Annotated in this window: 26 protein-coding genes and 1 tRNA gene; 15 read left to right on the top strand and 12 right to left on the bottom strand. The window is 69.7% G+C overall.

The window, feature by feature from the left end; all coding sequences use genetic code 11:
- Positions 1-26 precede the first annotated feature (26 nt).
- A complete protein-coding gene (locus R8F63_17610; protein MDW3220430.1) occupies positions 27-503 on the top strand; it encodes a GNAT family N-acetyltransferase in 477 nt (158 codons plus the stop codon).
- Between the two features lie 31 nt (positions 504-534).
- Here R8F63_17610 and R8F63_17615 read toward each other — a convergent pair whose 3' ends face one another.
- Positions 535-1,014, bottom strand: coding sequence for a cupin domain-containing protein (locus R8F63_17615; GenBank protein ID MDW3220431.1), 480 nt, complete (start codon positions 1,012-1,014; stop codon positions 535-537).
- A gap of 110 nt (positions 1,015-1,124) precedes the next feature.
- Between R8F63_17615 and R8F63_17620 the strand changes: the two genes are divergently transcribed.
- Positions 1,125-1,757: a TetR family transcriptional regulator gene (locus tag R8F63_17620; GenBank protein ID MDW3220432.1), complete on the top strand. Its 633-nt coding sequence runs from the start codon at positions 1,125-1,127 to the stop codon at positions 1,755-1,757.
- 30 nt (positions 1,758-1,787) lie between these two features.
- Here the strand turns inward: R8F63_17620 and R8F63_17625 are convergent.
- Together R8F63_17625 and R8F63_17630 are read right to left on the bottom strand one after the other, a co-directional pair.
- Positions 1,788-1,858, bottom strand: a tRNA-Gly gene (locus R8F63_17625).
- A gap of 210 nt (positions 1,859-2,068) precedes the next feature.
- On the bottom strand, positions 2,069-3,070 hold the full coding sequence (locus R8F63_17630; GenBank protein ID MDW3220433.1) for a PAS domain S-box protein: 1,002 nt from the start codon (positions 3,068-3,070) through the stop codon (positions 2,069-2,071).
- Positions 3,071-3,200: 130 nt separating this feature from the next.
- Here R8F63_17630 and R8F63_17635 point away from each other — a divergent pair, with 130 nt between their 5' ends.
- Positions 3,201-3,629, top strand: a complete 429-nt coding sequence (locus R8F63_17635) for a hypothetical protein (protein MDW3220434.1) — start codon at positions 3,201-3,203, stop codon at positions 3,627-3,629.
- 16 nt (positions 3,630-3,645) lie between these two features.
- Here R8F63_17635 and R8F63_17640 read toward each other — a convergent pair whose 3' ends face one another.
- The 3 genes from R8F63_17640 to R8F63_17650 are packed head-to-tail and all read right to left on the bottom strand — an operon-like array spanning position 3,646 to position 5,674.
- On the bottom strand, positions 3,646-4,299 hold the full coding sequence (locus R8F63_17640; GenBank protein ID MDW3220435.1) for a response regulator transcription factor: 654 nt from the start codon (positions 4,297-4,299) through the stop codon (positions 3,646-3,648).
- Between the two features lie 35 nt (positions 4,300-4,334).
- Positions 4,335-5,237, bottom strand: a complete 903-nt coding sequence (locus R8F63_17645; protein ID MDW3220436.1) for a universal stress protein — start codon at positions 5,235-5,237, stop codon at positions 4,335-4,337.
- The gene (locus tag R8F63_17650; GenBank protein ID MDW3220437.1) at positions 5,234-5,674 is read right to left on the bottom strand and encodes a pyridoxamine 5'-phosphate oxidase family protein; all 441 of its coding nucleotides are present in this window, start codon (positions 5,672-5,674) and stop codon (positions 5,234-5,236) included. Before R8F63_17650 ends, R8F63_17645 begins: the two co-directional genes overlap by 4 nt.
- 106 nt (positions 5,675-5,780) lie before the next feature.
- Here R8F63_17650 and R8F63_17655 point away from each other — a divergent pair, with 106 nt between their 5' ends.
- The gene (locus R8F63_17655) at positions 5,781-6,506 is read left to right on the top strand and encodes a thymidine kinase (protein ID MDW3220438.1); all 726 of its coding nucleotides are present in this window, start codon (positions 5,781-5,783) and stop codon (positions 6,504-6,506) included.
- Complete coding sequence (gene dcd / locus R8F63_17660; GenBank protein MDW3220439.1) at positions 6,503-7,069, top strand: dCTP deaminase; 567 nt, start codon at positions 6,503-6,505, stop codon at positions 7,067-7,069. The genes R8F63_17655 and dcd overlap by 4 nt, the downstream gene beginning before the upstream one ends.
- Before the next feature lie 40 nt (positions 7,070-7,109).
- On the opposite strand, the gene R8F63_17665 is transcribed toward dcd, so the two are convergent.
- From R8F63_17665 to R8F63_17675, 3 genes are all read right to left on the bottom strand, one after another.
- Positions 7,110-7,394 (bottom strand): cell division protein CrgA, encoded by a 285-nt coding sequence (locus R8F63_17665; GenBank protein MDW3220440.1) that lies wholly within the window; start codon positions 7,392-7,394, stop codon positions 7,110-7,112.
- 67 nt (positions 7,395-7,461) lie between these two features.
- Entirely contained in the window at positions 7,462-7,713 is a 252-nt protein-coding gene (locus tag R8F63_17670) for a hypothetical protein (GenBank protein ID MDW3220441.1), read from the bottom strand.
- A gap of 9 nt (positions 7,714-7,722) precedes the next feature.
- Positions 7,723-8,841: a hypothetical protein gene (locus R8F63_17675; protein MDW3220442.1), complete on the bottom strand. Its 1,119-nt coding sequence runs from the start codon at positions 8,839-8,841 to the stop codon at positions 7,723-7,725.
- A 73-nt stretch (positions 8,842-8,914) separates the two neighbouring features.
- Between R8F63_17675 and R8F63_17680 the strand changes: the two genes are divergently transcribed.
- Positions 8,915-9,439 (top strand): DoxX family protein, encoded by a 525-nt coding sequence (locus tag R8F63_17680; protein MDW3220443.1) that lies wholly within the window; start codon positions 8,915-8,917, stop codon positions 9,437-9,439.
- A gap of 3 nt (positions 9,440-9,442) precedes the next feature.
- Here R8F63_17680 and R8F63_17685 read toward each other — a convergent pair whose 3' ends face one another.
- Both R8F63_17685 and R8F63_17690 read right to left on the bottom strand, forming a co-directional pair.
- Positions 9,443-10,054 carry a hypothetical protein gene (locus R8F63_17685; protein MDW3220444.1) on the bottom strand — a complete coding sequence of 204 codons (612 nt, stop codon included), beginning with the start codon at positions 10,052-10,054 and terminating at the stop codon, positions 9,443-9,445.
- Positions 10,051-10,752 (bottom strand): MOSC N-terminal beta barrel domain-containing protein, encoded by a 702-nt coding sequence (locus tag R8F63_17690; protein ID MDW3220445.1) that lies wholly within the window; start codon positions 10,750-10,752, stop codon positions 10,051-10,053. Before R8F63_17690 ends, R8F63_17685 begins: the two co-directional genes overlap by 4 nt.
- A gap of 309 nt (positions 10,753-11,061) precedes the next feature.
- Between R8F63_17690 and R8F63_17695 the strand changes: the two genes are divergently transcribed.
- Together R8F63_17695 and R8F63_17700 are read left to right on the top strand one after the other, a co-directional pair.
- Entirely contained in the window at positions 11,062-11,883 is an 822-nt protein-coding gene (locus tag R8F63_17695) for an adenylate/guanylate cyclase domain-containing protein (protein ID MDW3220446.1), read from the top strand.
- 124 nt (positions 11,884-12,007) lie between these two features.
- Positions 12,008-14,266, top strand: a complete 2,259-nt coding sequence (locus R8F63_17700; protein ID MDW3220447.1) for a trypsin-like serine protease — start codon at positions 12,008-12,010, stop codon at positions 14,264-14,266.
- A 15-nt stretch (positions 14,267-14,281) separates the two neighbouring features.
- On the opposite strand, the gene R8F63_17705 is transcribed toward R8F63_17700, so the two are convergent.
- Entirely contained in the window at positions 14,282-14,890 is a 609-nt protein-coding gene (locus R8F63_17705) for a TetR/AcrR family transcriptional regulator (protein ID MDW3220448.1), read from the bottom strand.
- A 61-nt stretch (positions 14,891-14,951) separates the two neighbouring features.
- Between R8F63_17705 and R8F63_17710 the strand changes: the two genes are divergently transcribed.
- From R8F63_17710 to R8F63_17740, 7 genes are all read left to right on the top strand, one after another.
- Complete coding sequence (locus tag R8F63_17710) at positions 14,952-15,821, top strand: metal-dependent hydrolase (protein ID MDW3220449.1); 870 nt, start codon at positions 14,952-14,954, stop codon at positions 15,819-15,821.
- A gap of 35 nt (positions 15,822-15,856) precedes the next feature.
- Complete coding sequence (locus tag R8F63_17715) at positions 15,857-16,234, top strand: YchJ family metal-binding protein (protein MDW3220450.1); 378 nt, start codon at positions 15,857-15,859, stop codon at positions 16,232-16,234.
- A gap of 39 nt (positions 16,235-16,273) precedes the next feature.
- The gene (locus R8F63_17720) at positions 16,274-16,750 is read left to right on the top strand and encodes a pyridoxamine 5'-phosphate oxidase family protein (GenBank protein MDW3220451.1); all 477 of its coding nucleotides are present in this window, start codon (positions 16,274-16,276) and stop codon (positions 16,748-16,750) included.
- Entirely contained in the window at positions 16,750-17,487 is a 738-nt protein-coding gene (locus R8F63_17725) for an alpha/beta hydrolase (GenBank protein MDW3220452.1), read from the top strand. Before R8F63_17720 ends, R8F63_17725 begins: the two co-directional genes overlap by 1 nt.
- Before the next feature lie 86 nt (positions 17,488-17,573).
- Positions 17,574-19,241, top strand: coding sequence for a hypothetical protein (locus R8F63_17730; GenBank protein ID MDW3220453.1), 1,668 nt, complete (start codon positions 17,574-17,576; stop codon positions 19,239-19,241).
- Complete coding sequence (locus R8F63_17735; protein MDW3220454.1) at positions 19,238-19,948, top strand: hypothetical protein; 711 nt, start codon at positions 19,238-19,240, stop codon at positions 19,946-19,948. Before R8F63_17730 ends, R8F63_17735 begins: the two co-directional genes overlap by 4 nt.
- Before the next feature lie 61 nt (positions 19,949-20,009).
- Positions 20,010-20,468, top strand: a complete 459-nt coding sequence (locus R8F63_17740; protein ID MDW3220455.1) for a hypothetical protein — start codon at positions 20,010-20,012, stop codon at positions 20,466-20,468.
- The last annotated feature ends 13 nt before the right edge of the window (positions 20,469-20,481 follow it).

Raw genomic sequence — 20,481 nt, forward strand, 5'->3', positions numbered from 1 at the left:
CAGCGTCTGCGTAGTTGACTGGCTCCGTGGACGACGTGCGACTCGAGGCGATCGATTCGAGCAACTGGCGAGAGGCGCTCGACGTACGGGTGCGCGACGACCAGCTCGCCTTCGTCGCCGATCATCAGCCCGTCGCCCTCGTCATCCTGGCCAAGTCCTACGTTCGCCCCGGCGGCCGCTCGTGGGAACCCCTTCTCGTGCGAGACCAGGCTGGGTCGGTCGTCGGCGTCCTGGCCATCGAGCACGGCGAACGCACCTGCGAGTTGCGGAACGTCGCGATCGACCAGGACTCACAGGGTCGTGGTCTCGGCACCGCAGCGGCACGCGCCGTCATCGAGTGGGTGCGTCGACCGGGTGGGCACTGCCGCGAGCTGGCGGTCTCGGCCCACCCGGACAACACCGCGGCACGCCGTGCCTATCGTGCGGCCGGCTTCGGATGGAGCGGCGAGCGCCGCGACGGCGAACCCCTGATGCGGCTCCTCGTGGACCGACCTGCCGAATAGCCGGACGGCGACCGGATGTGGGCGGTGAGACTCAGCCGGCGCCGACGGGTGGGCCCTGCACCTCGCAGGCGTAGTCGGCCCCGTGGCGCATCAGCTTCTCGATGTCGGGAGGGGACGGCTCGGGTAGGCCGTCGTGGGTGGCCGGCTCACCAGCGGCAATGTGGAACCCCTCGAATCCGCCGGGTGTGTTGATCTCGAGCAGCCGCGTGCCCTCCTCCTCGACGCGGAAGGCGTGGGGCACGCCCCGGGAGAGGAAGACGGCCTCACCGGCCTCGAGAACCTGCTCGGTTCGGTCACCCATCGGGTCGAGCCATGCAGTGATCTTGCCGTCGATCACGTGCAACGTCTGGTCCTCACGCTCGTGGAGATGAACCGGCGTTCCGTAGCCCAGTCGGTGGGTCTGCTTGCACACCGACAGCGTTCCGCCGGTGTCGGCGGCGGAGACGAGCACCTCCATCAAGAAGCCGTCGAACCAGTACTTCTTGCCCGTCGGGTTCTCGGTCACGGTCATGGCATTGTCCTCTCGGTCCGGCCTCGCAGCGGGGTCGTTCGTGAGACGACTGTATCATGAAGTGGGTGCTTCGCAAGACACGAATCTCATGATGAGATAGGATTCTCACAGTGGCAGCCCGGCTCAAACAGAAGGCGCGAACCCGTCAGGCGCTCGTCGACGGGGCATCGCAGCTCCTCGACAAGGGCATGGCCGACCCATCGATGGAGGAGATCGCGGCCGCCGCCGACGTGAGCAGGGCCACCGCGTACCGGTACTTCGACTCTGCGGCCGATGTCGTCTGGCAGGTCCTCTCCGATCGTGTTCTGACCGACATCGACGAGGCCATGGTGCGCGCCGGAAGCGACCTCATCGCCAGAGTCCTCGCCGCAGAGGACGCCATCAACGGCTACCTGTTCTCCGACCCCGACGGCGCCCGGGCCTACGAGCGGGCCATGCTCGACCGGAGTATCCGAGGCATCGGAACCGAGTTCGACCGCGCCGCCCGGCGCCTGCGCTACATCGACGTCGCCCTCGAACCCGTCGTGGACCAGCTCGAGAGCTCCGACTTCCGACGGGTGCGGCACGCGCTCGCCCTCGCCATGGGATCCCAGGCCGTCCCCGCAATGCTCGACACGTGCCGACTCGATGTCACCGATGCCCGAGACGCGACCCGGTTCGTCTGTCAGACGATCGCGGAAGAGGCCGTCCGGCTCGCCGATCGGCCACGGGGACAGGCCCACCGGTCGACGCTCGACGGGTAGCCGCGCAACCGCGCTGACATGGGCAATCGGAGCGGGTGACGAGAATCGAACTCGCGTTCTCAGCTTGGGAAGCTGATGTTCTACCATTGAACTACACCCGCAGTGGCGCCGATCGTAGCGCCCCCGCCGGCCACGACGACACGCAATCTCTGGACACGAAAGTGTCGCCGAACCCCCGTTTCGCGCCCCCCACCCGCAATCTCTGGTCAGGAAAGTGTCGAATTCGCCCCGTTCGTCGCCGTGCGTTCGACCCTTTCGTGACCAGAGATTGCGGGTGCGGGGGCCCAGAGATTCCTCTCGGGGGGCGGCGGTCAGGGGGTGAGGGGGGAGCGCCAGAGGACGGTGGTGCCGCCGTCGGGGTGGCGTTCGACGGAGAAGCGGCCGTTCGCCATGCGGGCCCGGTCGGCCATGTTCGTGTGGCCGCTTTGGCGCGTCGGCACGGCGGGGATGCCGATGCCGTCGTCGCTCACCTCCACGGTGACGTGTCCATCGGTGGCGTTCACCTCGATGGAGGCGGCGTCGGCGTCGGCGTGGCGGGCGACGTTCGTGAGGCTCTCCCGCGCCACCGCGAGGATGTGTTCCTGGAGCGACTCCGGAACCTGGTCGACCGGGCCGACGAAGGCCACGGAGGGCTCGAAGCCGAGCGACGGGATCAGGCTGGTGGCGATCTCCACGACCTTGCTGCGGAAGTCGTCCCGGTCGCGGGGGTCCGAGCGCAGGCCGAAGATGAGCTGACGGATCGAGCGGATGACGTCGTCGAGCTTCTCGACCCCGGCCTCCATCCGATCGGCCTGTTCGGGATCGCTCATCCCCCCCACCGATGCCTGCAGTGACATCCCGAGCGCGAACAGCTCCTGGATGACGTTGTCGTGCATGTCCTTGGCGATGCGTTCGTGGTCCTCGGCGAGGATGCGCCGCCGGGCCGATTCGATCTGGCGTTCCTCCGCGGCAACGGCATCGGTCACGTCGCGGACGGCGGCGATCACGAGATCGTCACCGAGCGGCGACAACGAGATCTGCACGGGGAACAGACTGCCGTCGGCGTGACGGGCCTCGAGGCGTTGCCCGGATCCCATCGCTCGACGCCGCGGCGCGGCGTGGAAGTCGGCACGCAGTTCCCGATGGTGCCCGGCGACCGACTCGGGGAGCAGCGCCTCCACCGTCATCTCGTTGAGCCCCTCGCGGTAGCCGAAGAGCAACTCGGCCTGGAGGTTGGCGAGCTGGATCCTGCCCGCGGCGTCCACGAGCAGCATCGCGTCGGGCACGCTCTCCCACACGCCGCGGGCGTCGAGGCCGTCGAGCGACTCGGTCACCCCGCCACCGTAGTGCCCGCCGGGTCTGCACCCCTCGGGACCTTCGACCCTTCGCCGTGGGGCGGATCTGCGAGACGGTGGCCTGCATCCCGTCGTTGGGCGGGCGATCCGTCCGGAAGGGGGCCGACCAATGTGGCGAGAACGCATCTCGGCCGAGCCGAGCGCATGGCGCGGCACCGCCAACGGACCTCGCGTGCTGGTCGAGCACCACGATCCCAACGTCGGTCTCGCGGTCGGCGACCTCCTCGCGTCGGAGGGCTACGAGGTGGCGACCTGTGGTGGCCCGGCCGACCGGCGGCCCTGCCCCCTGTCGCGGGGGGACCGGTGTGGCCGGACCGCGGAGGCCGATGTGGTGCTGTTCGGCCTGGAGGTCGAGGACGAGCTCGATCGTGACGTCCTCGCGAGACTCAAGACCGCGATGCCCGACACGCCGATCGTCGTCGAGATCCCCACCGCCCGAGTGCCCCTCTACGCGGCGGAACTGGACGGCTGCGTCACGGTTCCCCGACCGATGACCCGCGACGCGTTGCTCGAGGCCATCGAGCGGTCACTTCGCTGACGTCGCCACCGGCGAGTCAGTCGTACTTGCGACGCTGCCGTTCCTCGAGCCGGGCGGCCAGCGCCGCGGCCTCGGTGCGGCGGACGAGCCCGAGTTTCGCGAGCACGCTCGACACATAGTTCTTGACCGTCTTCTCGGCGATGTACATCTGTTCGCCGATCTCGCGGTTCGACAGACCCTGGCCGATGTGGTCGAAGACCTGTCGCTCCTTGTCGGTGAGCGTCTCGATGGCGCCCGCCTCGGTGTCGCGGAGGCGCTGCATCGCCATGCGGGTCTCGGCGGCGTCGAGGAGCTGGGCCCCGGCCGCGACCTTGCGGATCGACTCGATGAGATCGTTGCCGCGCACCTGCTTGAGCACGAATCCGGCGGCGCCGGCGAGCGCCGCGTCGACGAGGGCTTCATCGTCCTCGAAGGACGTGAGCATCAGGCACTGGCATTCGGGCCGGGCGCTGCGGATCTCGCGGCAGGCGTTGATGCCGTTGCCGGCGTCGTCGCCCAGGCGCACGTCCAGCACCGCGACGTCGACCTCCTGGGCCACGACGGTCCGCACGATCTCCTCCGCCGTGGACGCCTGCCCGACGACCTCCATGTCGTCGTTCGCGTTGACGAGTTCGGCGACGCCGTGACGGACGATCTCGTGATCGTCGAGAAGGGCGACGCGGATCGACATGGGTGGAGTCTCGCGCAGGCGAGGTGGCCCGTCGCTCAGCCGGGGATGACCGCGATCGGGCACTTCGGCTTGTGGATGAGCGCCGTCGTGGTCGAGCCGAGGAAGAAGTGGGGGAGACCGGTGCGGCCGCGGCGACCGACGATCAGGAGATCGGAGACCTCGGATCGGCTCAGCAGCACCCATCGGGGGTCGCCCTCGGAGATCTGGCGGATGACGCGGGTCTCATCGATCCCGAGCTCGGCGCACACCTTGTCGGCGGCCTCGTTGACGATGGCCTGCGCGGCGGCCTTGAGCGCGCGGATGTCGAACCGGTTCACGCCGTACAGGATCGGCCCGTCGACCGGCGTCTGCCAGGCGGTGATCGCGGAGATCTCGGCGTCGTCGGGCGAGTTCGTCAACGCCCACCGGAGGGCGTCGAGCGAGTGGTCCGAGCCATCGACCCCGACCACGATGCGCTCGCTCGTCTCCGAGGGGACCGGCGCGTCGCGGACAGGGACGATGACGAGAGGGACCGGCGAGTGATCGGCGCAATGGCGACCGACAGAGCCGATCACATTGCTCCGGACCGGTCCGCGGCTCCGTGTGCCGACCACCAGGAGTTCGGCATCACGGGCCACGTCGACGAGGACCGTGCCCGGATCTCCTCGTCTGACGTCGACGGGTTCGTGGGGAACGTCGGCGAGGTCCTCCACACAACTCTCGGCGGCTTCGCGTGCGGCGAGCGCCATCTCCTCCACGGGCGGCGCCGCGGCCGCCCCGAAGGGGAGTGGTGCCCAGGTGGCGAGCGGGTAGTCCCACGTGTGGACCGGGCGGACGGGGCCGAACCGATCGGTCCGTGCCGCCGCCCAGGCGAGCGCGGCCGCGGAGGCTTCACCGCCGTCGACCCCGACGACGATGCCGTGGCGTTCGGCGGCGGCGATGGGCTGGGATTCGTTCATGACGACACGTCCTGTTCTCCGGCCGGTGCCTGGATACGGCGCCCGGTCACACGTTCGGGGGTGATGCGCAGCACTCGATGCTTGACGCCCGACGCCCAGGGGTCGGTGTCGACCTGGGCGTCGTGGAGCACGTCGTCGAGCTTGGTCGACTCATGGGCCACGCCGTGGACCACGACCGACCAGCCGCAATGGTTCAGCTCGTCCAGATCGTCGATCTCGAACGCGACCAGCTCGCCCATCAACGCCGCGGCGAGCTTGGTGCCCTCGGCGGTTCGGACCACGATGTCGCCGTCGACGATCCGATAGTTGACCGGGAAGATGTCGGGCTGGTGGCCCACGGCGACGACGAGCCGGCCGATCACGTGGTTCCCCAGGCGCGCCCAGCACTCACCCTCGTCCATCGTCTCGAGGGAGGTCGGCGGGAGGCTGGAGGTCATGGAACCATGATCGGGCTCGCGCCGCGGCCGGCCCAGGGACCTAGGTCCCGTTGGCGTCGCCGCGACCGATGCCGGATCGGGACAGCCCGTGTAGGGTCGCCGGTCGATGGCGCAGCTGCGATTCACCTTCGGGACGATGGGGTCGGGGAAGTCCACCCAGGCCCTCCAGATCCATCACAATCTGCGCGCCCGCGGGCTCACGACGATCCTCACAACGCAGCTCGATCGGGCCGAAGGGCGGGTGTCGAGCCGACTCGGTGTCTCCGCCGAAGCCGAGATCGCGGATCCCGGCACCGATCTCTTCGAGATGGTCCGGCGTCGCATGGCGCGGCTCGGCAGCGTGGATGCCGTGATCTGCGACGAGGTGCAGTTCTACACGCCGAGTCAGTGCGAACAGCTGGCTCGTGTCGTGGACGATCTCGCCGTCGACGTCTACGCCTTCGGTCTGCTGACCAGCTTCCAGGGCCAACTCTTCCCCGGCACGGCCCGGATGCTCGAGCTCGCGGACGAGCGCACCGAGATCCAGGTCGAGGCCCGCTGCTGGTGCGGCTCCCGTGCCACCCACAACGCCCGCTTCGTCGACGGCGAGCAGGTCGTGTCCGGCCAGCTGAAGGTCGTCGGCGACACCTCCGGCCCCGCGTCGGGCGAGGTCACCTACGACCTGCTCTGTCGTGCCCACTGGATGGACGGCGCCCGCCGCGCCCGCGGCAGCCAACTCGAACTGCTCGACGCCGACGACGCCCGCACCCCGAACGCCGATGAGGACCACAGCGGCCCGGTCGAGGTCGATCCCGCCGCCGTCCCGACTCCCCTGAAAGCCAACGACCGTTGATCCTCTCCGACCGCACGATCCGCGAGCAGCTCGACGCCGGCCGCATCGTCATCGACCCACTCGACCCGAAGGGCCTCCAGCCCTCCTCGGTCGACCTCCGACTCGACCGCTGGTTCCGCGTCTTTCGCAACCACACGATGAGCCACATCGACGTGAAGTCGAACCTCGAGGAGCTCACCCAGCTCGTCGAGGTCGCCGAGGATGAGGCCTTCATCCTCCATCCCGGCGAGTTCGTGCTCGGCAGCACGCTCGAGCGGGTCGCGGTGCCCGACGACCTGGTCGCCCGCCTCGAGGGCAAGTCCAGCCTGGGCCGCCTCGGCCTGCTCATCCACTCGACGGCCGGGTTCGTCGACGCGGGGTTCGACGGTCAGCTCACGCTCGAGCTGAGCAATGTCGCCAACCTGCCGATCACGCTCTACCCGAACATGAAGATCGGCCAGATCTCGTTCCAGCAGATGACCACCGCCGCCGACGTGCCCTACGGCACGGGGCCGCTGCGATCGAAGTACAAGCACCAGCGGGGCCCCATGCCCAGCCGGTACTGGGAGAACTTCGAGGAGTGAACGGCGTTGTCCACAGTGCTGTGGACAACCGGCGGAATCTTCAGCGGTACTGCGTGGCGGTGACGATGCCGCCCAGGATCATGCCGAGGCCGAGCAGAAGGATCGGATTCGACGTGTCCCAGATCGAGCCCACATAGTTCAGCAGGATCACGGCGACGCCGAGGCCCAACAGGCCGAACATCAGGACCGGCACCCAGAGTGGGCTCGGGGGGAGGTCCTCGTGGCCCGTGTGGGAGACCGTCTCGGGTGTGTACCCCTCCGGGCGGGTGCCCTTCGGTGTGACCCGGCCCCCGGAGACGCGGCGCTTGTTCGGCTTCTGCGACATGAGATGATCCTACTGGATTACATCAATGTGATTATCCCCCGACTTACACACAGCCTGTGGACAACCCCTATTCGATGGGCGCGACGAGGTCCATGTCCTCGAGGCAGTGGCGCGGGGGTTCGGGGTCCTCGTGGGGGGCGATGGTCATGCGCACTTCCGCACCACAGAGACTGCAGCGGTAGGCGATCTTGACCTTGCGGAGCTCCCCGGACGGCGGCGGCTCCGGCACGGGCCGGGCCAGGCCCCGCAGCATCGCCAGGCCGGCGCGGAAGATGATGAGCCCGACGGCGACCGCGACGATCACGTTGAACACCTGCACGACGAAAGCCTACGGGCAAGCCAGGATCGTCACGGCCGCGCCGGTCGGGCCGAAGGCGACGCACCCGACCACGTCGCCCGCGCCCGCGTGACCAACGCCGTCGACGACGAGTCGGAGTTCCTCGGCCGCGGCGGTGTCGCCGACCGCCAGTGCGCCACCGGCGATGTTGACGCGCTCCGGATCGAGACCGGCTCGCTCGATGACGAGAAGGGTCGCCGCCGCGGTCGGTTCGGCGACCTCCCAGCGGGTGATCGCGGTGAGCGGGAGCCCGGCGCTCTGGAGCGCGACGCGGATCGCCGCCGCGGCATCGCCCGTCGGGTCGAGAGGATGGCCGGCCGATCGAGCGCGGGCGGTGATCCGCGGTCGGCCCTCGGCCTCGGCGGTGGTGAGCTCGATCACGGTCACGCCGTCGGCGGGTGGGGAGAAGGTGAATCCGGTGACCGTCCCGGCCGGATCGAAGCTCGGCGGCATCGCCGCCGGATCCTCCGGTGGCACCCGCAGCACATCAGCGGTGATCGGGGTGCCCCGCTGGATCGCGGCGCGTTCACCGGGGCGAGCGTCGACCGGCTCGATCGTCGCGGGGGCGAGCAGTCCCCGCCGCTCGTGACTCCCGGTCGTCCACTCGTCCTGCTCGGTCCGACCGATGCCGGCCGCGGTCGCGGCTCGATCAGCGGCCGCCGGAGCGGGCAGCAGGCCGCCCTCCCCTTCGACGCGCGTCGCCGGACCGTCGCCCCACGGGCGACCGTAGGTGCGGGCGAGCGCCGAGGCGCCCGGCGCGACGACCGACGCGCTGCACACGCCGACGACCACCGCGCGGCCGATGTCGCCCGCCTCGAGGGCGGCGCAGGCGGCATGAAGGGCGGCCGTGCCACTCGTCTCGCCCCGGTCGACGACGGTGCCACCGATGCGATCCGGCCATCCGGCGGTGAGGATCGCGGCCCGGGCCATGTCCGCGCCCTGGGCTCCGACCGGCTCGGTGCAACCGAGCCAGACCTCGTCGATGATCGCGGGGTCGGCGACGGTCGCGTTCATCAGCGTCGCCGCCAGATCGACCGGGTGCCACCCGCCGAGCGCGCCGTCGGTGCCGGCGAAGGGGCTGCGACGAGCGGCGGCGATGCGGACGGGCACGGCGGCAGTCTCCTACACTGCCGCAGCAGACGGGGAGCCGAGCACGCGCTCACCGGTTCGAGGGAGGAGCGTCATGAACGACGCAGACTGGGTTGATCTCGCGCTCGCGATCGCGCGGGTGTGGATGGGCGGGATGATGTTCGCCCACGGTTACCGCCATGTGGAGTCCGTGCGGAGCGGCCCGGGGATGGCCGACTGGTTCGAGAGCCTCGGCCTGAAGAACGGCCCGCTGCAGGCGTGGAGCGTCACGATCACCGAGCTGGTGTTCGGCGCCATGTTGGTGGTCGGGCTGCTCACGCCGCTCGCCTACGCCGGCACCGCTTCGATCGTGCTCGTCGCGCTGGTCACCGCCCATCGCAACAACGGTTTCTTCATAAACAACCCCGGCCAGGGCTGGGAGTATGTGGCGACGATCGCGGTGCTGTCGATCGCCCTCGGCGGCCTCGGCCCCGGATCGTGGTCGATCGACGACGCGCTCGAGCTGGACTTCGTCTTCGAACCGAGCACGGCCCTGCCGCTCACCGCCGCCGTTGCGATCGGCGGCACGGTGTTGTTCCTCGCCACCTTCTGGCGGCCGCCGGCGTCGACCGACGGCTGATCCTCAGCCCAACTCGTCGAAACAGTTGACGGCGCCTTCGGGCAGGCGCTGCGCGCACGTCCGGCCGAACTCCTCGTAGCCGCTACCGGCCGGCGCGGTCGCCGCGAGCTCGTCGCACACGAGGTTGTTGCCCGACGCGCACGAGTCCCACAGGAGGTCGAACACCTCGTCGTCGCCGTAGGTGAACACGTCGTCGGCTGCGGCCGATTCGTTGGCGAGACACTCGGCCACCGCTCCGGCCGCATCGTCCGCTTCGAGATGTTCGAGCGCACAGATCGCCTCCGCCTGGGTCATGACGGTCCCCTCCGACGCGGCCGCGACGATGAAGGCCTCGACGAACGCCGGGATGCGGGTGAGGTCGTCGATGCATCCGACGGTGACGCCGATGAGCTCGGTGTCCTCCTCCGCCGTGATCTCGTCGTCGAGGATCGCGCTCGGCGCGATGCCCGTCCCGATCAGGCCCTCGAGCACGCAGCGATGCTCGGCATCGCTCAACTCGGCGTCGATCAGTCGGGCGATGGCTTCGTTCTGTTCCGGTGTCGCGGCCCGGCCGTCGTCGCCGCAGCCGGCCAGGGCCATGGCGAACGCGAGACCGAGGGCGAGGACGCGGCTCACGCGGGCCGCAGCTCGTCGCCGACCCGCACGGTGCCGCCCCGCACCACGAGGGCACCGACCGCGAGCCTCGTCTCCCGCTCGTTGTTGATGGCACGCAGGACGTCGAGATCGCGGCCGAGCCCCGGCTGGGGGCGCGTGACGATGACGCAGCGATCGATCTGTTTCATCACGCCGAGCCGCACCTCGCCGAGATCGACCTCCCGGCCGACGAGCTCGTCCTCGCCGTCGCCGTCGAGGATGACGTTGGTGCGGAACCGTCGCCGGTCCCAGGCCCCCAGGGTCGATGTGGACACCAGCGAGACCCGGCTGACGGTGCTGTCGTGCCACGCGTCACCCGGGCCCTGCCAGCTCACCCAGTCCTCGTCGTTCTCGAAGTCCAGGGGAACCTCGTAGGTGCCACCGTCCTGCCCGGCGGCACACGCGAGCGTGACCGGGCGACCGAGCCAGTCGGAGAGCTCGGCGCTGGTGCGGAGCTCGTCGCCCGCCTCGGTGCTGACGACCGGCTCACCGTCCTCGATCCGGGCGTTCGCCATCAGCAGCTGTGGTTCGCGCCGCGCCGTGAGGACGTTGCCGGTGGCGTCGTCGACGAGCCCCCAGCCCCGGTCGTGGGTGATGCCGAAGTCGCCGATGGTCGCCTCCTGCAGCTGCTCGCCACCGATCGACTTGATGGGGAATCGCCAGATGTCCAGGACGCGCATTGCGGCGACGGTAGCGGCTGGACGCGACGACGCCCGGTCGGCTGGGAACCGGGCGTCGTCAGTGGCGTCATTACCTGGATGGGACCCGGCGTCGATTCGCAGCGTGTCCCATCCAGGGAGTCTGGTTGCCGAGGTGTGTCGTCCGTCACCTCGGCGGAGAGCCAGTGTGGATCCCACGGACGGCGGTCGTCAAGCGCGATATCCACACCCTGGGGAGTTCTCCCCAGCGGAAACCTCGTTCATCCACAGGCCGAAGGGGGAAATGTGGACAATCGTCGCCGTCTGGTCGTCTCCCCTACACTTTCGGAGGTGCTCGGCCGCTGGGTGTCCCACGCCCTCATCTATCTCTCGGTGTGCTCCACGATCTCGCTGATCTGGGTGCTGCTGACGGACGGCACGGCCGACGACCTGAAGGACTACGCCGCGACGCCCGGCGATGCCCTGACGCTCAGCTTCTGGCCTGTCTGGTTCTGGCTGCTGTGGGGCACGGTGCTGGCGATGCACCTCGCGCTGGTGGTCGGCCGGCTGATCCCGGGCCGCCGGCGGCGTCGTCATCGGGCGATCCACACGCCCGGCGTGCGTCATGTGGTGGCGATGTTCACCGATCTCTCCGGGTCGACATCGGTGAACGAGCGGATCGGCGACGACGCCTGGGCCGAGCTCGTCGCCGATCATCGGCGGCTCGTCCGCCGGGTCACCTCCGAGCACGGCGGGCGGGAGGTCGGTACGCAGGGCGACGGCTTTTTCGTGCGCTTCTCGGAATCCGCGCCGGCGATCGCGTGCGCGACCGCCATCCAGGAGCGGTCGAAAGCACAACGAGACGAGGGGTCGGACCTGCCCCCGGTGCGCATCGGGATCCACCAGGGCGACGCCGTTCATGATCGCGACGACGTGCTCGGGCAGGTCGTCAACGTCGCCGCCCGCCTGCTCGAGATCGCCGCGCCCGACGAGATCCTGATCACCGAGCCGGTGGCGGACGGCACCCCGACCGAACTGCTGGAGGATCGGGGGTTGGTGCAGCTCAAGGGCATGTCGCAACCGCGCCATGTCCTCGCCCTGCGCTGGGACCCCTCCGCGCCGCTGAAGCCGCCCCAACGGGCCCGTCGTCCCGCCCGCCGCCGGCGCGCGTGAGCCGCAGGATCCGGCCGGATCAGGGCCGCGCGGCCCTTGCGGCTCCGACACGGACTGTGTGACCATGTCCACTCTGCGTGGCGATGGGAGACCGGGCGTGCGAAGGAGACTGACGGCGCTGGTCGTGGCTCTCGCCGTGGGCACCACCGGCCTCGCCGCGGCGGCGTCCGCCGCCGAGCCCCCGCCGGCGGTCGAGGTCGACGGGGTCGCCCCGGCGCCCCTGTTCACGACCGACGACGCGCACGTCATCACGCTGTTCGGCCGGAATCTGGCCGAGGTCACCGCGGCGCGGGTGGACGGTATGTCCCTCTGGGGGGCGATGGACGGCGACGACCTCCGGGTGTTGGTTCCGGCTCGACCCTCGCCCGGGCCCGTCGCGCTGGAGCTCGACCATCCCGGCGGCCTCGAGACCGTGACACTCGACTATGTGGTCGATCCGGCGACGCTCGTCCCCGGGGCGCCCTCCGGGGTCGAGGCGGTCGCCGGTGACGGCGAGGCGATGGTGTTCTGGGACCCACCCACGCCCAACGGCGGACCGCCCGTCGCGACCTACACCGTCACGGCCAGCCCGGGCGGCGCGTCGTGTCAGTCGATCGATCCGATGTGCACCGTGAGCGGGCTCGACAACTGGACGCGCTACCGCTTCCGGGTCCGGGCGACCAACGCCGCCGGGCAGGGTCCGATCTCCGACTTCAGTGACTGGGTCACGCCCGAGGGCCTGCCGGCGATACCCGGCGATGTCGAGATCGCCGAGGGCTTCCTGACGTTCACCGGCGACACGAACGACGACTCGATCGAGGAATATGTCGTGGAGTACCGCGAACTCGAGACCGCGGCGGACTTCGTCGATCCCCTGTCGGCCCAGTCGACGCACGGGCCCCTCCTGCCGGCGATCGTGAACGGTGACGCCGTCGCCATCGGCGATCACCGCTACACGACCAAGACGTTCGGCGTCGACAACGACCGGCTGCAGTTCGAGTGCGGCGGCGTCCTGATCGATCCGGCGTGGATGCTGACGGCCGCCCACTGCACCGAGTACCAGCCGACCGGCACCTACTACCGCGACGTCGACTATCTGTCCGTCGTCTACGGCGCGACCGACTGGACCGTCGGGTCCGGCGACGACGACCACGTGCGGTTCAGCGACGCGATCTTCCGGCACCCCGACTACAACCGGAACTCCTACGAGAACGACATCGCCCTGGTGCGCCTCGAGGAGCCGGTCAACGAGCAACTCGCCGACACGATCCCGCTGTGGGACGTGGGCACCGGCCCACCGGACGGATCGCCGGCCTACGTGACCGGCTGGGGCGCGACGCGGACGGCGGGCTCGACGGTCGAGGAGCTGCGCGGCGCCGAGGTCGAGATCGACGACGACTGTGCGTTCTGGTCGGACTTCGGCGACTGGCGCGATGACGTCTACCTGTGCGCCTCCGCGGCGCCCACCGCGTTCTGCCAGGGCGACAGCGGCGGCCCGCTCGTCGTGAACCACGAGGGTGTCGTCACGCTCGCCGGCCTCGTCTCGTTCAACAGCACGGCCGGGTGTGCCCAGGGCCCGGACATCGCCGACGTGTACACCCGGGTGTCGATGTACATCGACTGGATCGAGAGTCGCACCGGGCCGCTGTGGAACACCTTCACCGTCGACCCTGCCGACCTGGGTGATCCCGTCGAACTGGAGGATCTCCGCCGCATGGCCACCTACGCCGTGCGGGTGCGGGCGGTCAATCCGGCCGGCGAAAGCGCGGTGGCCCAGACGACGTTCGATGTGGACTGGGCGCTGATCCTCGGCCCCGAGCAGATCGGTGTCGATTGCACCGAGACGCAGATGCATCCGCTGCTCGATGTGCCGTTCGACTCGTTTGCGTTCGATTCCGTCGGCTGCATCTACCAGCTCGGCGTGACCACCGGGACCTCGCCCACCACCTACTCCCCGGACGCCACGGTGATCCGCGGGCACATGGCGCTCTTCCTGAGCCGCTTCTACAAGACGGTCACCGGCCAGCCGTGTGTGGGTGCGCATCCGTTCGACGACGTGTCGCTCACCTCCGACATCGGCAAGGCGGTCGGCTGCATCTACTCGCTCGGGGTCACCGAGGGGACGGGGCCAAGCACGTTCTCGCCGGATCAGTACGTGACCCGCGAGGAGATGGCTGCGTTCATCGCCCGGCTCTACCGGATCATCACCGGCGACGAGTGCGGATCGGCGCCGGGGTTCCCCGACGTGGTGCGCTGGTCGTTCGCCTACCGCGACATCGGCTGCCTCGTGGACCTGGCGATCACGGAGGGCACGTCACCGACGACGTACTCGCCGAAGGACCCGGTGACCCGCGCCCAGATGGCCGCCTTCCTCGAGCGTCTCTATCTCGCCCTGACGACCTGAGGTCGGCGGCCTCGATCAGTCGACCGGATCGATGGCGGCCGCGACGACGCTGAGCACGTCGACGCCGCGGTGCAGGATCTCGTCCGTGCCGAACTGCACGGCGGCGAGCAGCATCGAGACGAAGATGTTGACGATGCCGCCGCCGATCGGTTCGGGGTCGATGTCGGCGCGGATCAGTCCGGCCTCCTGATCGGCGCGGATGCGGGCGACGACGGCGAGGCGGAGGTCCTCCATCGCGGGGAGATCGACGACCCGGTCGGCCACGTCGGGTTCCTTCCCGGCGAGGATCCGGTGGGCGAGGGGGTGGTGGTCGAGCGCTTCGAGGAGCGTGAGGATCAGCGTGGTCCGCCAGGCGTCATCGCCGGGCGTTTCGAGAACCGACGAGACGCCGCAGTGGATGAGGTCGGCGACATCGGCGTCGAGCGCAGCGAGGAACAGGGCCTTCTTGTTGTCGAAGTAGGCGTAGGCGAGCGTGCCGCTCACGTCGGCATCACGGGCGATGTCGGCCACCGAGGTCGCCCGGAAGCCGTCACGGCCGAACCGGTCCACGGCGATGCGCAGGATCTCGGCGCGGGTCTGGGCGCCCTTCTCGGTGAGTTCGGTCGGAGTCTCGGCGGCAACCACGTGACGAGTGTAACAGACTTGAGGGATTGACCAATATTCTCAATTCCGCTACTTTGAAGGAATGCCCTCCACGGAATCCCCCAGTCGGACCATCGTCACGCGCCGCATCTCCTTCGAGGAGACGGTGCAGAGCCTGCCGAAGCACTTCGCGGAGGACGGCGATCTGATCGGCAGCCATCTCGTCGCCGTGCTCTCCTCGGTGTTCCCCGACGGCGAGGACTACTTCGTGCGCTCGGTGCGCCACTTCCGCGACGAGATCACCGATCCGGAGCTGAAGCGCCAGGTCGCGGGCTTCATCGGCCAGGAGGCGGTCCACGGTCGCGAACACCGCATGCTCAACGAGCGTCTCGATGAGCTCGGCTACCCGGCGAAGCGCATCGAACGCTTCGTTCGCTGGGGGCTGGGATTCCGCGAGCGGGTGTCGTCGCCCAAGGCCAACCTCGCCACGACCGCCGCTCTGGAGCACTACACCGCGACGCTCGCCGAGGTCCTCATGCGCGAGGAGGTCACCCGTCGTGCCCTCGGCGCGCCGGAGATGCAGGACGTCTTCCTCTGGCACGCGCTCGAGGAGTGCGAGCACAAGGCCGTCGCCTTCGACGTGTACAAGGCCGTCGGCGGCACCGAGCGCATGCGCCGGGTCGTGATGAACATGATCACGTTCCAGTTCATCTTCGGGATCGGCACCCAGACGATCTTCTCGGTGCTGCGCGACCGCGAGACCTACCGGCGGGGCCGACTGCGCACGAGCATCCGCCGTCTCCGGGAGAACCCGTTGTTCACCCGCGACGTGTGGCGGCGACTGCGGGACTACAACCGGCCCGATTTCCACCCGGACGACCACGAGACCGACGAACTCCTCGAGGAGTGGCGCACCGCCCTGTTCGGCGAGCACGGTCGGCTGAACCACATGGTCGCGGGCGCGGCCGCCTGAGCCGCGACGGCCCGCGGCCGGGTACCGTCCCGGCCATGTCCGAGCCCTGCCCCTGCGGGGGCGCGTCGTTCGACGACTGTTGTGGACCGATCCTCGCCGGGTCGCCGGCCGCCACCGCCGAGCAGCTGATGCGGTCCCGCTTCACGGCCTTCGCCCGTGGCGACGCGGCGCACCTCGCCGCAACCTGGGCGACGCACCGGCAGCCGACGACGATTCGGCTCGATCCGGACCGTCGGTGGACGGCGCTCGAGATCGTGGACACCGCGGGGGGCCGGCAGCTGGACACGACGGGCGTCGTCGAGTTCCGCGCGTCCTACGTCGGCGGCGACGGGCCCGGGGTCGTCGCCGAGCGGTCCCGGTTCGCCCGGGAGGCCGGACGGTGGGTCTACGTGGACGCGGTCAGCCGTTCCTGAGGCCTGCGATCCGCTGGCACGCCGTGGGATGCTCGCGGGATGGACGAACTCACCGACACCGCGCCCGCCTTCGTCGAGATGGCCCACCGGATCGTGTGGTGCACGGTCGCCACCGTCGATCCGGCCGGCGGCGTGCGGACCCGCATCCTCCATCCGATCTGGGAGTGGGACGGTGAGCAGCTCACCGGCTGGATCGCCACCGCGCCGACACCGATCAAGGTCCGTGGCATCGACGCCGACCCGCACGTGTCGCTCACCTACTGGGAGCCGGCGCAGGACACGTGCACGGCCGACTGCCGGGTCTCGTGGATCGACGACCGCGAGCGTGAGACCTTGTGGGCCCGCTTCGCCGATGGTCCCGAACCGGTCGGCTACGACCCTGCGATCATCCCGCCGTGGGCCGACGGTCCGTCGTCGCCCGCGTTCTCCGGCTGGCGACTCGAGCCGTACCGCCTTCGGGTGATGCCCGGCTCGGCGATGCTCGACGGTCAGGGCCTGCTGCTCTGGCGCGAGTGATGGCCCGTCCCATCGTCCTCGTCCACGGCGCCTGGCACGGACCGTGGTGCTGGGACGCATGGGCCGCGCGGTTCCGAGCCGAGGGCCATGACGTCGTCACGGTGACCCTCCCGGCCCATGATCGACCGGGCGACCAGCGACGTCTGTGGCACTCGATGGGGAGCTACGTCCGTGCGGTCGGCGAGGCAGTCGACGCGGCCGGCCCGGACGCGATCCTGCTCGGCCACTCGATGGGCGGGTTGATCAGCCAACGGGTCGCCGAGACCCGTCGCCTCGCTGGTGTCGTACTGCTCGCCTCCGTTCCGCGGTTCGGCGTCGGCCCGTTCGTCGGTCGGCTGTCGTTGCGGGCGCCGGGCCGGGTGGCACGGGTCTTCGGCACCCTCAGCCTGTGGCCGATGGTCGAAACGGAGGAGCTGGTGCGCGAGTCCTTCTATTCCGCCGCCGCGCCGGAGGAGACGGTGGCGGGCACGGCCGAGCGGCTCCAGAACGAATCGGTGCCGGCCACCCTCAGCATGACCTTCCGCTGGCCGCGGCCCGGCCGCGTGACATCGCCGGTGCTCGTCGTCTCGGGTGGGCTCGACACGATCTTCCCCCTGGCGGGTCAGCGCCGGCTCGCGGCCGCCTACGACGCCGAGCATCGCGTGATGGCCGGCTCGGGCCACAACGTGATGATGGACGTCGAGCGTGACGCCGCGGCGCAACACGTCCTGGACTGGATCGGCCGACTCGGAGGATGAACGTCGTTCGGGAGGCCCGCGCTACGTCGCGCCGCGGCTGACCCGGGGGGAGCTCCCTTTTTCATCGCCTGCGTTAGGGTGCGCGGGTGCGAGTTCGCCACGTCATTCCCACGGTCGGGCCGTCGGCTCCCGCCGATCTCGTGGCCGCTCAGGAGATGACCCTCCGCTCGGTCGAGCGGGCCGTGCGGTGTGCTGATCCGAGCCTCGATGTGGACGTGCGGGCCGTGCACTTCCCCGACGAACCCGTCGACGCGCCCTGGCTCACCGACATGCCCATCCTCGACCGTTCGATCCTCGACCTCGGCGAGTTCGTGCGTCCCCGCCGGCTGCCGCTGCTGCCCGATGTGCTGGCCGGATTCGGTGATCCCGACGACTACGACGTCGCCGTACTCACCAATGTCGACATCGCCGTGCAGCCGCTGTTCTACGACCTGGTCCAGAGCATCACCGGGGACGGCTACGACGCCTTCTCGATCACTCGCCGGACCGTGCAGCCGGCGTTCGGCGGCAGCTCACTCGCACGGTTGGCGGCGACCGAGGGCACCGTCCATCCCGGTCACGACTGTTTCGTGATGTCATCTGCGCTCGTGGCGCGGATGGATCCCGGCGATGCGGCACTCGGGGTGCGCTGGGTCGGGCGGACGCTGCTGTGGCAGCTCCAGTTGTGTGCGTCGCGGTATCGCACCTTCGGCGATCTCCACGCGACCTTCCACATCGGCGACGACCGGGTGTGGGTCGACCCGGACCTGGCCGACTACGACCGCTACAACATTGCGGTGGCGCGTCGGCTCGTGGAGCGGCTGCTCGAGGAGCACGGCCGTGCCCGGGTCTCGCGGTTGGTGAGCGTCGCGCCGTTCCTCGATGCGATCGACGACGGTGGCGAGGTCGTCACCCGGCCGGCACGAGAGACCACCTTCCCCGTCGGCGCCCGGCCGCCCGCCGGGGGAGCCCAGCGCCTCATCTTCTCCGCCAACGCCGGTCGGTCGGGGTCCGAGTATCTTGCGGAGCTGCTCGGCTCGTCGCCCACTGCGGACGGCGGCCACGAACGCGAACCGACGATGACGGGTCCCTGGTGGCGCCGAACCCTCTACGAGGACCCCCGCCTTTCCTACGCGGACCGGCGGGTGAAGACGGACATCATCCGGGGCGAGCTGGACACGATGCTGCCCGGCCGGGCCTACGTCGACACGTCGCACATGTTCGTGAAGACCTTCGCCGACGTGGTGTTCGACGACTTTCCCCACGACCTCATCTCGGTGGTCGTCCTCCGTCGTGATCCTCTGGAGGTCGCCCGGAGCTACTTCGAGCTCGACTTCTGCGGCATCCGTTCGCGGCCGTGGATCGACTGGTTCGGCGTGCCGACCGCGCCGTTCGCGGCGTTTCGCGCCGAACCCGAGGAGATCACCGACCAGTTCGATCTCATCTTCAGCGCCCTGGTGGACTTCGAGATGCGGACGGCCGCGTTGCGGGCGGTCACCCCGGCCGTGCGGTGGGTCGACGCGAAACTCGACGAGATCACGACGGTCGATGGTGCCGGCGAGCTCTTCGATGCCCTCGGCCTCCGTCCGCCCGCGGATCTGGAGGCGGCGGTGAGCCGGCGGGTCAACGTCCGGAGCCGGCGAAAATCGGAGCTCGAGCAGCCCGTCGACCTCGGCTATGTGAGCGACCGGGCGGAGGACTTCTTCAACCGGTTCGACCATCGCGAGGAGGTCCAGCTGTTCCGGCGGCTCCACTGGACGGCGGTGGCGGCGTGAAACCGATCTGGTTCGTGTATCACGTCCCCAAGACCGGGGGGCAGTCGATCCGCGACCACCTGGCGTCCGAGTTGACGCACGAGGTCGACTATCTGCACCTCGGCAAATGGGACCGCCCCGAGCCACTGACGATCGACGACCTCGCCGCGATGTCCGACGCGGAGCGGGCCGAGCTGCGAGCGATCAGCGGTCATCCCGTCGAGCGACCCATGGCGCAGTTCTTTCCCGGCCGGCCGTTGCGGGAGGTCGTGATCCTGCGCGAGCCCGCCGCCCGGCTGGTGTCGCTCTACAACTTCAACATGACCATGTGGGCGCAGCGGGGCAAGGCCGTGATCGGATTCGAGGAGTTTCTCGACACCCTCCCGCCGAACCAGATGACGGCGAAGCTCACGGGGTGTTTCGGGTTCGAGCGGCTCCGCTTCCGTCTCGACGATCTCCTCTACGAGCTCAGTCAGCTCTGGCTCGTCGGACGGACCGAGAACCTCGACGCGCTTCTGCCCCTGTTGTTCGCCGGGATGGAGGTCAGCACCGAGCTCGCCGGACGGTCGAACGTGACCGGTGTCCACATCGAGAAGCGGCTCGAACTCACCCCGGACCTGGCCGCCGATCTCCGAGCCCGCAACCCGACCGACGTGAAGCTCTACGCGGCCGTCGAGCGGCTCGAACGCGCCTGCATCGCCCGGCTCCGCGGGGCTGGGCCGCCCTGACGCTCCTGCGCTAGATTCCCGCCGAGCCCGGTACGTCGATCGCCCGAGGGCACGAGACCCCATGACTTCCCACATCGACCGCATGCGGACCCGAAATGTTCGCGCGGTCCTCCAGATCGGCGCGGCTGCTGGTGTCGTCGCCGCAGTCGGGCTCGCGTTCGTGGATGACGACCTGGCCCGGGCCGGCGCCGTCGCGCTGCTCGGCGGCGTGATTCTCGTCGTCCTGAAGGCCTCGATGGTGGCCGCACAGGCCGCGGCGACCGTTCGACCCGTGGCGGCCGCACCTCCGGCCGCGTCGCCGACCGAGGTGCGCGAGTTGCGGGCCGAGCACGAGGCGCTGCTCGCCGAACATCGCCAGTCCCAGGCGGAGATCGTCGAGCTGCGCGACCGACTCGAGACCGTCACCTCGCTGGCCCGCCGGATCGAGCCGTCGGTGGCGGAGAGCGCGACGCTGCGCCACGAGATGACCTACCTCCGCGAAACCGTCGAACGCCTGGACCGCACGAACGGCTCGGGCTGATCGGGCATGTCGA

It is taken from the genome of Acidimicrobiales bacterium (genome assembly GCA_033344915.1).
In the GTDB taxonomy this organism is placed as follows: Bacteria; Actinomycetota; Acidimicrobiia; order Acidimicrobiales; family Aldehydirespiratoraceae; genus JAJRXC01.

Bases quoted from the DNA above. Each gene is read 5' to 3' on its own strand.
- R8F63_17740 (MDW3220455.1), top strand. From the start codon at position 20,010: ATGACTTCCCACATCGACCGCATGCGGACCCGAAATGTTCGCGCGGTC.
- R8F63_17615 (MDW3220431.1), bottom strand. From the start codon at position 1,014: ATGACCGTGACCGAGAACCCGACGGGCAAGAAGTACTGGTTCGACGGC.
- R8F63_17645 (MDW3220436.1), bottom strand. From the start codon at position 5,237: ATGAACGAATCCCAGCCCATCGCCGCCGCCGAACGCCACGGCATCGTC.
- R8F63_17650 (MDW3220437.1), bottom strand. From the start codon at position 5,674: ATGACCTCCAGCCTCCCGCCGACCTCCCTCGAGACGATGGACGAGGGT.
- R8F63_17690 (MDW3220445.1), bottom strand. From the start codon at position 10,752: ATGCGCGTCCTGGACATCTGGCGATTCCCCATCAAGTCGATCGGTGGC.
- R8F63_17715 (MDW3220450.1), top strand. From the start codon at position 15,857: ATGTCCGAGCCCTGCCCCTGCGGGGGCGCGTCGTTCGACGACTGTTGT.
- R8F63_17640 (MDW3220435.1), bottom strand. From the start codon at position 4,299: ATGTCGATCCGCGTCGCCCTTCTCGACGATCACGAGATCGTCCGTCAC.
- R8F63_17665 (MDW3220440.1), bottom strand. From the start codon at position 7,394: ATGTCGCAGAAGCCGAACAAGCGCCGCGTCTCCGGGGGCCGGGTCACA.
- R8F63_17680 (MDW3220443.1), top strand. From the start codon at position 8,915: ATGAACGACGCAGACTGGGTTGATCTCGCGCTCGCGATCGCGCGGGTG.
- R8F63_17725 (MDW3220452.1), top strand. From the start codon at position 16,750: ATGGCCCGTCCCATCGTCCTCGTCCACGGCGCCTGGCACGGACCGTGG.
- R8F63_17710 (MDW3220449.1), top strand. From the start codon at position 14,952: ATGCCCTCCACGGAATCCCCCAGTCGGACCATCGTCACGCGCCGCATC.
- R8F63_17720 (MDW3220451.1), top strand. From the start codon at position 16,274: ATGGACGAACTCACCGACACCGCGCCCGCCTTCGTCGAGATGGCCCAC.
- R8F63_17635 (MDW3220434.1), top strand. From the start codon at position 3,201: ATGTGGCGAGAACGCATCTCGGCCGAGCCGAGCGCATGGCGCGGCACC.
- R8F63_17655 (MDW3220438.1), top strand. From the start codon at position 5,781: ATGGCGCAGCTGCGATTCACCTTCGGGACGATGGGGTCGGGGAAGTCC.